The sequence below is a fragment of the uncultured Nostoc sp. genome, assembly GCF_964245445.1.
GTDB lineage: Bacteria > Cyanobacteriota > Cyanobacteriia > Cyanobacteriales > Nostocaceae > Nostoc.
This window is the reverse complement of the sequence record NZ_CAXTNE010000210.1, coordinates 1-14,700: the sequence shown is the minus strand read 5'-3', so window position 1 is coordinate 14,700 and position 14,700 is coordinate 1. Positions and strand designations below refer to the sequence as shown.

Here is a 14,700-nt window from a genome sequence, read left to right as displayed (position 1 = left end):
CCCTCCTTGTTGAGAAGTAGATTACCATACTTTTTTATTAGTGGGATAGTTTCACTTGTTGACGAATACTGTTTTCGTATAGTTCTTTCGCACGTCGTGCAACTTCTTCGCGGCTTAAAAGTATGCTTTGCACGTTTTTGTTCCTTTGTTACTACTATGTACTATTCTACTATCAAGCTATAATTCAATAGGTTTTAGTTAATCAATATCTCAGAACTTTGACAGGTATTAAACTATAAGCTAGAGTAGCACAGCTTACCCTTTCGACAATTTTTCCTTTGAGTAGTTCAACTTTGCGATCGCTCAAAATGCCAGCGTCAATCATGCGGTGATATTCTCTCTAGTAACTTAGGCTAATTCCGCAGCTAAAAGCCTACCTTCAATTGGTTCATACTCATCTTCTAGTAACCATAATTTGGCTGCATTATAGTCATTACTAGAAAATACAACTTTATAACCTTGCGCCGGATCATAAACTTGACAGTTATCTTCACTGCCGCAAACCAATAAAAGAATATATGGAGGGGATAACATTGCATCTATCCATACTTCTGTAAATTCCCAGTTATTCTTCACTCGGTCTTGTGCGGGGGATGACGTGGTATTGGTCGTCTCCATTGATTTTTATCTCCCCATAGTAAAGTAGAATACGGCTACCATCTGGACTGATTCTATAACCTATTGGTTCATTAAAAAACATCCCATAACGGTCATCTCCTCGAATCATTTCGGTGAATAATATCTGAAATCAGATGCGAAAGGCGATCGCATCTTTATTAGTGCATCTTAACTCTCAATAAAATGCTCCAACTTTTACCAAGGGTTTATATCTAAATCGACTTCAGAAATATCAGTTGTCTCAGTTCATCTATATTCGAGGAAAACTTTAGTTCACTATTTCGCTGTTCTACTTGCGCCGCCTGAAAATTTTGATAAATCTCTTCACGCCTTTCTTTCCGTAGATATTGCTGCAATAACAGTTGAATTTCTAACTTGTCTTCACTGGAAAGACTTTTAATTGCTTCAATTACATCACTAAAGGTCATAACTTGGAATACCTTTTAGTGCTTATTCGATCAATCTAACATGGTAACGATTTAGTGAACGATATACTACCGCAGACCAAACTCTGCTACTAGATGTGGATTTGAAGCAAGGACAGTCTCAAGATGGCTCTCTGGCCACAACTCGATCGTCATGGCGGAATCTGATTGATTATGTTTCTCAACGTAGTGAACAGCATCAGGCGTAAAGCGCCCTGTTGTAGCAATTACTAAAATATCCATTCTTGACGGTTCCCAAAGTTTTACCTGATCTTTTACTGCACTAAGGTCTGGTACAGAAATACTTTTAGTAAGCCAATGTTTGCACTGAATAATAATGCGTCTACGGATTACGCCACTCAATAAATCTCGATGAACTCGATAAACAGACAAATCACGACCACGATCTGGGGCGTTAATATGCATTAACCATTCAGGATTCTCATAGCTCTGTTCTAAAGTGATTAAATTAAATATCAAACGTTCAAAATCTTCAGCAGAAAGTCTTTCCCAATTTAATTTAGTGATAATATTTCCTGAAGGAATTGATGCAACGAGTTCACCTAAATCTTGAATATCTACTGGAATTGGATAGTTTGCGGTGTATAGAGATTCTGTAATTCCTGCCTTCACGGATGGCCAATCAAAAAGGATAATATCTCTTAAATCATCAATTTGTGCATAAGAAAGATGACGTTTCATATCAATCCAGGCTGTTGGACGACGCACACTGTTACCGAGTAATATATCTATTTGCTTTATATTGTTGCTGATTGCAGCTAAATCTTCAATTTTATTTTTGCCATAATCAATTCTATCTTCATAGTCAATAGAATACCTCTGCTGAAGTTTTTCCAGTACCTGATCTATTTCGTTAGAAATTTGCATAATTTTATTTTGAATAAGTTTTCGCCGTTTTTGATTGAAGCGAAATTTATATTCCCTTAGTTCTTTACTAGGCTGTTCAATTCGACGATTTAATTCGATTTGAATTTCTAGTTCTCCAACTTGAAGTACATGACAACGAGCTTTGGCTATCTCATCAAGATCACAAGGTAGTGTCCTTGGTTTCGTACCATCAATCAATGGTAGTTCTGCGAGTATAAGCTCATACAAACGCAAAGCATCTTCATAAACAGGACTTGTACTGAATACGATCCCATCAGGTATATTTTTTTGTAACAAATCCCATAGCTTTTCAAGCTTAACTAAATTTGCCTCGGTAGCTTCAAATTGACGTAGTACTTTATCTAATTGACTCATATAAGAACAAAGTTGGTTGACAATAAATTTGTAAATTTAGTAACAATGTATAATTTTTATCAGTCTACTCTGTATTTATTAGTTAAAGCAAGCAAAAAAGGCTCAATACCTTAATGTCAACTTAAGCCCAAAGTCGCTTATCATCTGTATGTCATTCCATATAAAAAAACGGTAGAGCAATAAACACTCTACCGTTTTCTAATTTTTTATTTGAGATTCAAATCCCAAACCCTAAATCTTACTCAACACCTTGGGGTAACAATTCCCGACGCTGTTGAGAACTAACTTGCACAACGCCGTTTTCATCCACATCAACTAAGGCTGTATCGCCATCCTTAATGCGACCAGACAGAATTTCTTCTGCTAGGCTATCTTCTAACAGACGCATAATTGCCCGACGTAATGGCCTTGCGCCGTAGCTGGGACTGTAACCTTCAGTGATCAAACGATCTTTGAAGCGATCGCTAACTTCTAAAGTGATACCCTTTTCAGTGAGACGACCAAATACTTCCTTGAGCATAATTTCGGCGATTTGGGTGACTTCAGGCTTGCTCAACTGACGGAAGACGATAATTTCATCGAGTCGGTTGAGGAACTCTGGACGGAAGTACTGCTTGAGTTCTTCGTTCACCAAAGAGCGAATCCGGTTGTAAGTTGACTCGCTGGCATCTTCGGAGAATTCAAAGCCGATACCGCTACCGCCTTTTTCAATTACCTTAGAACCAATATTGGAAGTTAAAATCAGCAAGGTGTTCTTGAAGTCCACCGTGCGACCTTTGGCATCAGTTAACCGTCCGTCTTCCAAAATTTGCAGCAGCATGTTGAATACATCGGGGTGTGCTTTTTCGATTTCGTCGAACAACACCACGGTGTAAGGACGCCGCCGCACGGCTTCGGTCAGCTGACCACCTTCGTTATAACCAACATAACCTGGAGGGGAACCAATCAGCTTGCTGACGGTGTGACGCTCCATGTATTCGGACATATCTAAGCGGATCATCGCTTCTTCGGAACCGAAGAAGTAAGCAGCTAAGGACTTGGCCAACTCGGTTTTACCTACACCAGTAGGCCCAGAGAAGACAAAGCTAGCTATGGGTCGGTTGGGATTTTTCAAACCGACACGAGCGCGACGAATTGCCCGTGAAACTGCCTTCACAGCTTCATCCTGACCAATTAAACGCTGATGCAAGGTGTCTTCCATGTGCAGCAGCTTTTCAGATTCAGATTCGGTGAGTTTGTTCACCGGTACCCCAGTCCAGGAAGCGACAATGTGGGCAATGTCTTCTTCTGTAACTACAGGTTCTTCATGTTCTGTGCCAGTTGCATTGGTCTTGCTTTGAGCGATCGCCCGGATTTCGGCTTTGATTTCCATTTCGCGATCGCGCAATTCTCCAGCTTTGTCAAAGTCCTGAGAGCGCACTGCATCATCTTTTTCTTTTAATATCTGACGCAGTTCTTTGTCTAACTCTTTGGCTGCGGGTGGCAGCTGGGAGTTAATCAAGCGCACCCTAGAACCAGCTTCATCAACTAAGTCGATGGCTTTATCTGGAAGGTAGCGATCGCTAATGTAACGGTCTGACAATTTCGCCGCCGCCACCAATGCTTCGTCGGAGATTTTCAATTTATGGTGTTGCTCGTAGCGTTCGCGCAAACCATACAAAATTTCAATTGTTTCATCTACTGTAGGTTCGCCAACCATCACTGGCTGGAAACGCCGCTCTAGCGCTGCATCTCGCTCGATGTGCTTCCGGTATTCATCTAGGGTTGTAGCGCCGATGCACTGCAACTCACCTCTTGCCAAAGCTGGTTTGAGGATATTCGCTGCGTCAATCGCACCTTCTGCTGCACCCGCACCAATTAAGGTGTGTACCTCATCAATCACGAGAATGACATTACCCGCAGAGCGGATTTCATCCATGATTTTTTTCAAGCGTTCTTCAAATTCACCCCGATACTTGGTTCCTGCTACGAGCAAACCAATATCCAAGGTGACGACGCGTTTATCTTCGAGGATGTCAGGGACATCTTTGGTGGCAATGCGTGAAGCTAAACCTTCAGCGATCGCAGTTTTACCAACCCCTGGTTCCCCAATCAGCACTGGGTTATTTTTAGTTCGGCGACCCAATATCTGAATCACCCGCTCAATTTCTTTAGCGCGTCCCACCACTGGATCGAGCTTATTGTCTATTGCCATCTGGGTCAGGTTTGAGCCAAATTCATCCAGAGTCGGGGTTTTTGTGCGCCCGGATGAACCACCTGGTGAAACTTCGGCAGTTTCTCCCAACATGCGGATGACTTGGGTTCTTACCTTGGATAGATCCACACCGAGGTTTTCTAGCACCCTGGCTGCGACGCCTTCCCCTTCGCGGATTAGGCCCAACAGCAGATGCTCGGTGCCAATGTAGTTATGCCCCAGTTGGCGTGCTTCTTCCAAGGAGAGTTCTAAAACTCGCTTTGCCCGTGGCGTAAACGGAATTTCCACGGCAACAAAGCCTGATCCCCGTCCTATAATTTTTTCAACTTCAATTCGGGCATCTTTGAGATTGACGCCCATTGATTTCAGCACCTTGGCAGCCACTCCAGTGCCTTCGCCAATCAGACCCAGGAGGATCTGCTCGGTTCCGACAAAGTTGTGACCTAAACGGCGGGCCTCTTCTTGGGCCAGCATGATTACCTTAATGGCTTTTTCTGTGAAGCGCTCAAACATGGCTTTATCCCATCATCTGCGGTCGTGCCGGTATGCTGATTTTAGCACAGGCAAAGCTTTTGGATGCCTGTATAACAGATTATAGACATCCTGAAGCTATGACTTGAGTTAATGGGCTAATTGTTAACTATTGACTACTCTTATCTGGCTAGTGTACTGAGGAGCTTTAGTTCACCAGCCTTTTTGGGATTTATTACAAACAGTTCACTGCTTAGATTAAGGGTTTCTTGACTCAATCCCAAACATTTATATTTATCATATATATTTTTTAATATCAAGTAAAAAATATTAATATATTATTTTGTTATATCAACTGGCTTTTAAATAAAAAAGTTAAATCAAAATAGGCACACAAAGTTACATTTTTTTGCTGAAGCTGATCGCAAGCCCCAATAATTCAAAATTAGTATAATAATGCCCAACTAAGTAGGTAAATACAAATAAACTTAACTATGTAACAAAATGTAAAAAATTCAAAATCCTTGTGATTAGTTCAGTTTGCTTCGCTCCGTACCCTTCTCTACGAGAGGCTGCGCCAACGGGAACGCCAGGGGCGAACGCAATGACATAGTTATAAATTTTCTTGCCTACCTACTTAAAAAGCAAGTGCCAAGAGGATTTTTCGAGGCGATCGCTGACAATGGAATACCACTGGTCTAAAGTTGCTTTAAATTTGCGGTGTTGTAAATCTGGGAGCCAAAGGATTAAAGCATCCTCATCGTTATCTTGGTAATAGCGCCGCCGCCGCCCAGCTGTTTTGAAGCCAAATTTTTGATATAAAGATATTGCCGCCAAGTTGGAAGCTCGGACTTCGAGGGTAGCTCGCTCCATTTTGCGATCGCAAGCTGTCTTAATGAGTGAATATAATAAAGCCGCACCCATTCCTTGACGGTGATATTGAGGATGAACCGCCAAAATTGTAATGTGGGCTTCATCTAAAATTGACCAAAAGCAACCCATTCCTAGCAAACTTGTGCTGGAGGAAGGAGAAAATAAACCGAGTAAATCGCTGTTGGGACTATCCAATTCTCGTTTGTAGCCGTCTAGAGTCCAAAGTCCGCCAAAACAGGCTTGATCGAGTTCCAAAATAGCACTGAGATTTTCTAATGTCAGTAATTTAATTTCTAAGTCTAATAAGATCACATTTATTGAATAACGTTACAAACCCTTTGTACACTGGGAACCGAGAGACAAACTCAAAGCCCGTAATTTGAACAAGGAAAACTTTTATAGTTATGGTATCGACTCACCCCACAGGGGTTCAACATTCTGGAAGTCAATATTTACCTCAAAGGTACGACACCAAGGCAAATCCATCGCCTAATCAGGAACTTTTACCCTTAACTGCCAGAGTTCATAATCATGACCTCCTGCAAATTGGTGAGTGTGATGTCACAACCCTAGTTGAGCAGTTTGGTTCACCTTTATATATTTTAGATGAAGAAACCTTGCGTTTGGCTTGTCAGCAATACCGAGATGCTTTCAAGCAATACTACAAGGGCGAATCTCAAGTATTGTACGCCTCAAAAGCTTGGAATTGTTTAGCAGTTTGTGCGATCGCGGCATCAGAAGGTTTAGGAATCGATGTCGCATCAGGCGGTGAACTCTACACTGCGCTGCAAGCAGGCGTCAATCCTGAGAAAATCTATCTTCATAGCAACAATAAATCTCGTGAAGAACTGATTTTTGCCACTGAAGTGGGTTGCACTATTGTGGTGGATAATTGGCACGAATTACGCACTTTAGTAGAAATTGTCGAGAGGGCAAATTCCCCCTCTGTACATCCTCGATTCTTGTTGCGCCTGACCCCAGGTATTGAATGTCACACACATGAATATATCCGCACGGGGCAACTAGATAGTAAATTTGGCTTTGATCCAAATGAGTTAGAGGAATTATTTACTTTTGTCAGTAAACAATCTGTCATTAAGTGTGTAGGGTTACATGCTCATATCGGTTCCCAAATTTTTGAGCGCCAACCGCATCAAGATTTAGCGGCTCTGATGGTACAGTGGTTACGTGATGCGGCGAAGTATGGTTTACATTTGACAGAGTTAAATGTAGGTGGCGGTTTAGGAATTAAGTATATAGAATCAGACGATCCCCCTAGTATTGAAGAGTGGGTGAAGGCGATTTCTGAAGTAATCCAAGAAGCTTGTGCAGCCGAAAATCTGCCTTTGCCGAAATTACTGAGTGAACCGGGGCGATCGTTAATTGCCACAGCTTGCGTCACTGCCTATACTATTGGTTCATCCAAAGTTATCCCAGAAATTCGTACCTACGTAGCGATCGATGGGGGAATGTCTGATAATCCCCGCCCGATTACTTACCAATCAGTTTATCGGGCAGTAATTGCCAATAAAATGTCTTCACCTTTAACCCAAACAGTCACAATTGCTGGTAAACATTGTGAATCAGGAGATATTCTGATTAAGAATGCACTACTTCCAAAGACTGAACCAGGAGATATTCTCGTAGTTATGGGAACTGGTGCGTACAATTACAGTATGGCATCTAACTACAACCGCTTGCCCCGATCGGCAGCAGTTGTGGTGGCGAATGGCGAAGCAAATTTAATTTTGCAACGTGAAACTTATCAAGACTTAATTCGACAAGATCGCCTACCAGAAAGGCTAAAGAAATAGTCATTTGTCCTTGGTCATTAGTCATTAGCCAGGAACTAATTACTAATGACTAATGACTTATGACTAATGACTAAATGTAATTAGAGGCAAAAGTGTAATCCAGATGTCATGAGAGATTGGTGGAAGCAATGGCTGATAAACCTAGGATGGTCACAGTCCTTGCTACTTGGGACTCTGGATATTGTGTTAGTGCTGGCGCTGACGTACATGATACTAGTTATTATTAGTGAGCGCCGAACACTGTGGATGGTGAGGGGATTCATTATCTTAATGCTAGCCTCAGCACTAAGTGGCAGATTAGGACTACCTCTGCTAAGTTTTGTATTGGAAAAGTTGGTAATAGGTTGTGCTGTAGCGATGGCAGTTGCTTTACAGTCAGAGTTTCGGCGTTTTTTAGAGCAATTAGGTCGTGGCGAATTCCGCCAGCTGTTTCAACCTGATCGGCTGGCAATCCCCAAATCTGATAGTGTAATTGATGAAATTGTTGAGGCTGTTAAAGAATTGTCAAAAAACCGTATTGGAGCTTTACTAATTGTGGAAACCACAGGGCCAATTGATGAGCGAGATTTTTCTGTGCCAGGAGTAAAGCTAAATGCTGAGGTTTCTAAAGAACTAATCCAGACAATTTTTCAGCCAAAAACTTTGTTACACGATGGGGCAACATTAATTCGCGGATCGCGGATCATCTCATCGGGTATAATTTTACCACTTTCGGGACGCACAGCCTCGCGCCAGTTGGGAACACGCCACCGGGCGGCAATGGGAATTACTGAGCGGGTCGAAAATTGCATTTGTGTCGTTGTGTCTGAAGAAACGGGTTCTATTTCCTTAGCGGAACGGGGAACCCTAAATAGACCCCTAACGATTAGGAAACTGCAAGAGTCATTAGAAGCTCTTTTGTCCCCAATCGTGGATAGGGAAGCTGTAGCTCCTGGTCTGTTTAGTTTTGTTCATCAGATAGGTAGGAAGACACTAGCACTGGTTTCACGTTTACTCAGATTACCATCGACCGCTTCTCGAGATAAAAAATGACAGCACAACAAACTAAACTGCAAGATTTGCCTACTGATTTAAAACGAGAACTATTGCCACAGCACGTTGCAGTGATTATGGATGGCAATGGTCGATGGGCTAAACGTCAGGGTTTACCTCGGATTATGGGCCATAAGCGAGGAGTAGATGCTCTCAAGGATTTACTTCGCTGTTGTCAAGATTGGGGAATTCAGGCGCTGACGGCTTATGCTTTTTCAACGGAGAACTGGAAAAGGCCGCAGGAAGAGGTGGATTTTTTAATGACTCTGTTTCAAAGAGTTTTGCGCCAAGAACTGCGAGAAATGGTCGAAGAGAATGTGCAAATTAAGTTTGTGGGAAATTTGCAAGCTCTCCCCCGATCGCTCCAACAAGAAATATACCGTTCAATGGAAGCAACAAAGGATAATGGTGGTATCCGGTTTTCAGTAGCAACTAATTATGGCGGACGACAGGAGATATTACAAGCTTGTCAGGCGATCGCAAAACAAGTCCAGCAAGGTCTGCTACAACCCGATGAAATTAATGAACAGGTATTTGAAAGCCACTTGTACACAGCCGGAATTACTGACCCAGATTTGTTAATTCGCACTAGTGGAGAAATGCGCCTCTCAAATTTCCTTCTCTGGCAAATGGCTTATGGAGAAATTTACATCACAGATGCTCTTTGGCCCGATTTTGACCGGGCTGAGTTTCACCGCGCCTTATGTGCCTACCAACAACGCGAACGGCGATTTGGAAAAGTATAAAATATTACATTCATTAAGTTGCTAGGATGCGTTAGCAAAGCTACAAGATTGGCGATCGCACTACAATTTAATAAACTCAATGATGGCTATTGATATGGTATCGATTCCTATCACCCTGGAACAACTCATTACGGCTGTGCAACAGTTGCAACCAGAGGAACGGGCAGAGGTTGCCAGAGCGTTGGTTTTAGTGGATTTACGTTCAGATTTGAGGGCTTTAATTCAAGAACTTTATGCTCAACCCCCGGTTGATGACATTACAGATGAAAATATCATGGCTGAAATTAAGGCTGTGCGCCAGCAATCTCACCAAACATGAAGTTTCGAGTGGTCATCGACACTAATATTTGGATTCGTATTTTGCTCAAAGGCCGAGTTACATTGCCCATATTGGAAGCATTTAATGAGGACAAATTCCAGTTGGTGATGAGTCAACCCCTAATGGAAGAACTCCATCTAGTTTGGAATCGCCCCCGGTTAAGAGAACGGATTAACCCAAGTGTTGCTATTCAACTTGAACAGCAGTTGCAATACCGAGCAATATGGATTGAGTTGGAAACGGTTCCACCTAATTGTCGAGATCCCAAAGATTTAGCTGTGCTTGCTACGGCTATTGATGGCCAAGCAGAAATTATTGTGTCTGGGGATGATGATTTACGTGCTGATGATGAGTTGAGGGCAGTAATGGCAACTTATGGCATCCGATTGTTGGGTGTTCATTCTTTTTTGAACGTGATTGCGGCTTGATTTCCGTACCTTTTTACCGTGAACGGTACTTCGCACTTCCTTATGGCCCAGAAAATACCGCTTGTTCTACATCATCCCGACTGAGAGAATACTTGAATGAACGTTGGATATCTTGCCCATTTTCCCCAGATTGGACATATCGCACTACGATTTGCTCAACATCAAGCCATAGTTCAGCTTTCCAACTAGGGCGCTGCACATGCCAGCAATGCCTCTGTGTGTCGTCTTGTTGACAGCCTTGGTCTTTTAACCACTGTTCAATTTGTGGCAGGGGATGATTATATAACGGGGTATCAGAGGGAAGAAGAGGCATAGGAATTTTGGATTTGAGATTTTGGATTAGGAAATTTTTTAGTTTTTAATTACTATAGGGGTAATTAGTTGCAATACATGGTTAATTTGCTGTTGTACAGATGGAGTTGGCTGTAGCAAATGCGTTTGGAAAGCAGCCTCACCACGCGTTAAGCCAATGGCAATTGCTAGTATCAGACAACCTACAAATGTTAACACCAGCATAAATAAAGCAAAAATTTCGCCAGATGAGAGGGGGCGATCGCTAGGATCGAGGTAAGCTGATTTTGACCAATCATGAGAACGCGAGACGGGACGGTTCAAGTCAGGAGGTGGTTGAATCACCGCAAAGCGAGAATAGCCAATTTTTGAATCGTAGCCCAAGCGCCGTTCTGGATGGCTAAGGGTAGCGTAGGCTTCGTTGATTTGCTGAAATTTGAGAGTGGCGATCGCAGTAGGCAAGTCTGTAGTATCAGGATGATAGCGTTTGCTCAGTTCCCTATAAGCACGACGAATGTCGATTATTGATGCCGAGGGATGCAGTCCTAGCAGGGAGTAATAAGTTGGTTTACTGCTTTGTGGCATTGCCCCGTTGTGATTCACGGCTGTTTGAGTCACCTTGCAATCAAGTTTTTTATAATATTGTAAACCTCTGCCCATTCACAGAAGAAAAAATGGCTGATGAGATTCTGACATCATGCCCAAGCCTTTTATAGGTGAGGAATTGAATGGTTGTATTTATATACTCTACAATAGTATTTAAAAGGGCGAACGTTGGCTTCATGCCGTGTATCTAAGTAGTAATTCTACTTAGACCCACCCCCTTTTAGCTTTTCAAGAGTTAATACATGCGATCGCCATACCACTCTCCATAAGGTTTGTTGCGATTATCGCGCAAGTCCATAATGAGGCTATATTTCTTGAAAGGCGCAGAAAATTCAGAGCAATAAAAGTTGAAGGTATAAAATTATGCTAAATTTTTACTAGTAATAGGTTGATACATCACTTCATCCTTAACTCAGTAAATCAGCACGGGGTTTAAAGGTTTCAATTTGGCGTAACTTTTCGTACAGTTCCCGTTCTTCTTGACTAATGTTTTTTGGGGTAACTATTTGAATTTCGACTAATTGATCGCCACGTTTGCCATCATCGCTGGGGTAGCCTTTATTCCCTAGCCGGAATTTTTGACCAGACCTAACTCCTTCAGGGATGGTCATTTTTACAGGGCCGTCCAAAGTTGGTGCTTCTACCTGTCCTCCTAAAACTGCCTCAGTGGGAGTGACTGGTACTTGGCAGAGGATATTTAAACCATCTAGCTTAAATAATGGATGGGGATTAACGGTAATTTTTAAGTATAAATCGCCACCACCAACACCTTGGTTTCGCAAACGGATGGTTTGACCTGTTACCATACCTGGAGGCATACTAACTTCTAGCGATCGCCCATCTTCCAAACGAATGCGTTCATTACCACCATTGTAAGCTTTTTCTAGTGGGAGCGTTAATCTAGCTTCTATATCTCGACGGGTAGTGCGAGGTGGGGTGCTAACTGTGTAGGCAACTTTTGTTCTGGGGGAACGAAACGGATCGCTAGTATTGCCATTATTGGACTTACTTGCCGTATTTTTATTTTTGACGCCGATAACTTGATTAATAAAGCTTTCAAAATCAGAGAATTGGCTTGGATCTACGTCCTGATTGCCGTTGCGATCGCTAGCACCAGTCTGCCAGGTTTTAGCCTTTGGTGTTTGTTTGTTGCCTGTAAAACCTTTTTGCTTCCAGTAGCGGCTAAACTGGTCGTATTGCGATCGCTTGGCTGAGTCTGAAAGGACTTCATAAGCCTCGCCAATATCCTTAAATTTTTCTTCAGATTCTTTGTTACCCGGATTGAGATCGGGGTGATATTGCCTTGCTAAACGCCGATAAACCTTTTTAATTTCCTCACCAGAGGCGTCTTTAGATACTCCTAAAATCTCGTAGTAATCGCGGAAATTCGGCAAATTTTGCATAGTTATTTAAATTTTAGATTTTAGATTTTGGTTTAATTAAGAATTATGAGTTAGGAGTTGAAAGATTTAATTTTTAACTCCTCACTTCTCACTCCTAACTCCTCACTTTTCGCTTCTATTAAGAGTATTACAACCAATCATTGTCTTCTTCATCATCCCAGTTATCTTGGTAGCTAGGACGGGATTTGCGTGGCGGACGGCTTTGGCTTTCATAGGAGGAAGAACGACTGTCTCGACTATAGTCCCTCCCATAGTCTTTACCGTAATCTCTGCCATAGTCCTTACTGTATGAGTCGCGGTCCCGATATGTATCTCTGGGAAAGTCGCGTTCTTTATCTTTATCACCAGTAAAGATGTCACGGATTGTACCAAACAAGTCGTCATCTTCATCTTCAGCATAAGTTTCCCTGACTTCCCGATTTAGCTCATAGAGAGCATCTTGCAAATCGGCGTAAGCTTGGTCAATACCGCGATCGCTATTTTCCTTAAGACTCTCTTTTAAGTCTCGGCAAATATTATCAATTCTTTGGCGGCGGCTGCGGGCAAACTGCATACCAAATTCTAGTGCTACTTCTCTAAGCTGTCGTTCTGCTTGGAAAATCAACGCCTCAGAACGAGTCCGCTTTTCTACCCTTTCTTTACGTTCACGATCAACATCGGCGTATTTCTCAGCATCCTGAATCATCCGATTCACTTCTGACTCGTTCAAGGTGGAAGCGCCTTGAATGGTTATACTCTGCTCTCGCCCAGTGGTTCTATCTAGGGCTGTTACCTGTAAAATCCCGTTAGCATCAATATCAAATGACACTTGAACTTGGGGAATTCCTCGTGGTGCTGGTGGAATCCCATACAGCTTGAAACGTCCTAAAGACTTATTGTTTGCTGCCATATCCCGTTCGCCCTGGACTACGTGAATTTCCACAGTATTCTGGTTATTTTCGGACGTGGAAAAAATGTCCGAACGACGGACTGGGATGGTGGTATTGCGGGGAATGAGTTTTTTCATCACGCCGCCGATGGTTTCTAACCCCATAGAAAGGGGTGTGACATCCAAAAGTAGCACATCTTTAAGTTCGCCCGCGAGAATACCTGCTTGAATTGCTGCACCCACTCCCACTACTTCATCGGGGTTGACGTTTTCGTTGGGTTCTGTACCAATCAAGTCCCGCACTAGCTGCTTCACCATAGGCATCCGTGTAGAACCGCCAACTAACACCACTTCTTCAATGTCTCTGGGTGAGAGTCCGGCATCTTTGAGGGCGCGTTTCACTGGTGTCCGCAATCGCCCCACCAAATCACCACATAAGCCTTCAAATTGAGAACGCGTTAGACGAGTTTCTAGATGTTTGGGGCCTTCCTGATCGGCAGCAATAAAAGGTAAGTTAATTTCGGTGATGCTGACAGCAGAAAGCTCAATTTTTGCCTTTTCCGCAGCTTCCATCAGGCGTTGTAAAGATTGTCTCTCGCGTCTTAAATCTACCCCTTCGGCTTCCAGAAATTGCTCTGCTAGCCAATCTACTATTACTTTGTCAAAGTCGTTACCACCAAGTTGCGTATCTCCACTGGTAGCTTTAACTTCAAATATTCCATCGCCTACTTCTAAAATCGACACGTCAAAAGTGCCACCACCCAAGTCAAATACTAAGATAGTTTCCGTGTCACCCCGATCCAATCCATAAGCTAAAGATGCAGCAGTTGGTTCATTGAGAATCCGCAGCACCTCTAAACCAGCAATTCTGCCAGCATCGCGGGTTGCTTGCCGTTGAGAATCGTTAAAATAAGCGGGTACTGTAATCACTGCCCCTGTTACTGGTTCGCCCAAATAGCGACTAGCATCGTCGGCCAATTTCTTCAGCACCATTGCCGAAATTTCTTCTGGGGCGAAATCCTTATTCAGACGGGGACAGGCAATTTTAATATTGCCCACTTCGTCCTTGCGGATGGTGTAGGGTACACGCTTGGAATCTGGACTCAGTTCTGCATATTTGCGCCCAATGAAGCGTTTAACTGCAAAAAAGGTATTTTGGGGATTGAGGACGGTTTGGCGGCGTGCCATTTGCCCAACTACCCTTTCGCCTTCTTTGCTAAACCCAACTACGGAGGGGGTTGTTCGCATTCCTTCTGCATTGGCAATCACCACCGGCTTGCCACCCTCCATAACGGCGACTACTGAGTTGGTTGTACCCAAGTCGATGCCGACTACCTTGCCCATGCGTT

General features: G+C 42.9%; 16 protein-coding genes. 5 read left to right on the top strand and 11 right to left on the bottom strand.

The annotated features are described in order from the left end of the window. Positions 1 to 202: 202 nt before the first annotated feature. The 7 genes from ACFE90_RS27310 to rimI form a co-directional block, all read right to left on the bottom strand. On the bottom strand, positions 203 to 325 hold the full coding sequence (locus ACFE90_RS27310; protein ID WP_375505543.1) for a hypothetical protein: 123 nt from the start codon (positions 323 to 325) through the stop codon (positions 203 to 205). Positions 326 to 348: 23 nt separating this feature from the next. Next, a complete protein-coding gene (locus ACFE90_RS27305; protein WP_375505542.1) occupies positions 349 to 618 on the bottom strand; it encodes a hypothetical protein in 270 nt (89 codons plus the stop codon). Then, complete coding sequence (locus ACFE90_RS27300; protein ID WP_375505546.1) at positions 566 to 700, bottom strand: DUF6972 family protein; 135 nt, start codon at positions 698 to 700, stop codon at positions 566 to 568. The genes ACFE90_RS27305 and ACFE90_RS27300 overlap by 53 nt, the downstream gene beginning before the upstream one ends. A 130-nt stretch (positions 701 to 830) precedes the next feature. Then, positions 831 to 1,046 carry a hypothetical protein gene (locus ACFE90_RS27295; protein ID WP_375505541.1) on the bottom strand — a complete coding sequence of 72 codons (216 nt, stop codon included), beginning with the start codon at positions 1,044 to 1,046 and terminating at the stop codon, positions 831 to 833. Between the two features lie 66 nt (positions 1,047 to 1,112). Then, entirely contained in the window at positions 1,113 to 2,306 is a 1,194-nt protein-coding gene (locus ACFE90_RS27290) for a restriction endonuclease (RefSeq protein ID WP_375505540.1), read from the bottom strand. A gap of 238 nt (positions 2,307 to 2,544) precedes the next feature. After that, on the bottom strand, positions 2,545 to 5,013 hold the full coding sequence (locus tag ACFE90_RS27285) for an ATP-dependent Clp protease ATP-binding subunit (RefSeq protein WP_375505539.1): 2,469 nt from the start codon (positions 5,011 to 5,013) through the stop codon (positions 2,545 to 2,547). Positions 5,014 to 5,604: 591 nt separating this feature from the next. Then, the gene (gene rimI / locus ACFE90_RS27280) at positions 5,605 to 6,156 is read right to left on the bottom strand and encodes a ribosomal protein S18-alanine N-acetyltransferase (RefSeq protein ID WP_375505538.1); all 552 of its coding nucleotides are present in this window, start codon (positions 6,154 to 6,156) and stop codon (positions 5,605 to 5,607) included. A gap of 92 nt (positions 6,157 to 6,248) precedes the next feature. Between rimI and lysA the strand changes: the two genes are divergently transcribed. From lysA to ACFE90_RS27255, 5 genes are all read left to right on the top strand, one after another. Then, complete coding sequence (lysA, locus tag ACFE90_RS27275; RefSeq protein WP_375505537.1) at positions 6,249 to 7,658, top strand: diaminopimelate decarboxylase; 1,410 nt, start codon at positions 6,249 to 6,251, stop codon at positions 7,656 to 7,658. A 108-nt stretch (positions 7,659 to 7,766) separates the two neighbouring features. Then, positions 7,767 to 8,690, top strand: coding sequence for a diadenylate cyclase CdaA (gene cdaA, locus ACFE90_RS27270; protein ID WP_375505536.1), 924 nt, complete (start codon positions 7,767 to 7,769; stop codon positions 8,688 to 8,690). Further along, the gene (locus tag ACFE90_RS27265) at positions 8,687 to 9,436 is read left to right on the top strand and encodes an isoprenyl transferase (protein WP_335158905.1); all 750 of its coding nucleotides are present in this window, start codon (positions 8,687 to 8,689) and stop codon (positions 9,434 to 9,436) included. Before cdaA ends, ACFE90_RS27265 begins: the two co-directional genes overlap by 4 nt. A gap of 94 nt (positions 9,437 to 9,530) precedes the next feature. Continuing rightward, positions 9,531 to 9,755, top strand: coding sequence for a hypothetical protein (locus ACFE90_RS27260; protein WP_114083829.1), 225 nt, complete (start codon positions 9,531 to 9,533; stop codon positions 9,753 to 9,755). After that, positions 9,752 to 10,183: a putative toxin-antitoxin system toxin component, PIN family gene (locus ACFE90_RS27255; protein WP_375505535.1), complete on the top strand. Its 432-nt coding sequence runs from the start codon at positions 9,752 to 9,754 to the stop codon at positions 10,181 to 10,183. Before ACFE90_RS27260 ends, ACFE90_RS27255 begins: the two co-directional genes overlap by 4 nt. A gap of 40 nt (positions 10,184 to 10,223) precedes the next feature. Here ACFE90_RS27255 and ACFE90_RS27250 read toward each other — a convergent pair whose 3' ends face one another. The 4 genes from ACFE90_RS27250 to dnaK all read right to left on the bottom strand — a co-directional run bounded on the left by ACFE90_RS27250 (position 10,224) and on the right by dnaK (position 14,695). After that, positions 10,224 to 10,496 carry a DUF3143 domain-containing protein gene (locus ACFE90_RS27250; protein ID WP_069071493.1) on the bottom strand — a complete coding sequence of 91 codons (273 nt, stop codon included), beginning with the start codon at positions 10,494 to 10,496 and terminating at the stop codon, positions 10,224 to 10,226. A gap of 38 nt (positions 10,497 to 10,534) precedes the next feature. Further along, positions 10,535 to 11,059 carry a J domain-containing protein gene (locus ACFE90_RS27245; RefSeq protein ID WP_375505545.1) on the bottom strand — a complete coding sequence of 175 codons (525 nt, stop codon included), beginning with the start codon at positions 11,057 to 11,059 and terminating at the stop codon, positions 10,535 to 10,537. Positions 11,060 to 11,487: 428 nt separating this feature from the next. Next, the gene (locus tag ACFE90_RS27240; protein WP_375505534.1) at positions 11,488 to 12,483 is read right to left on the bottom strand and encodes a DnaJ C-terminal domain-containing protein; all 996 of its coding nucleotides are present in this window, start codon (positions 12,481 to 12,483) and stop codon (positions 11,488 to 11,490) included. Between the two features lie 127 nt (positions 12,484 to 12,610). After that, on the bottom strand, positions 12,611 to 14,695 hold the full coding sequence (dnaK, locus tag ACFE90_RS27235; protein ID WP_375505544.1) for a molecular chaperone DnaK: 2,085 nt from the start codon (positions 14,693 to 14,695) through the stop codon (positions 12,611 to 12,613). Positions 14,696 to 14,700 lie beyond the last annotated feature (5 nt).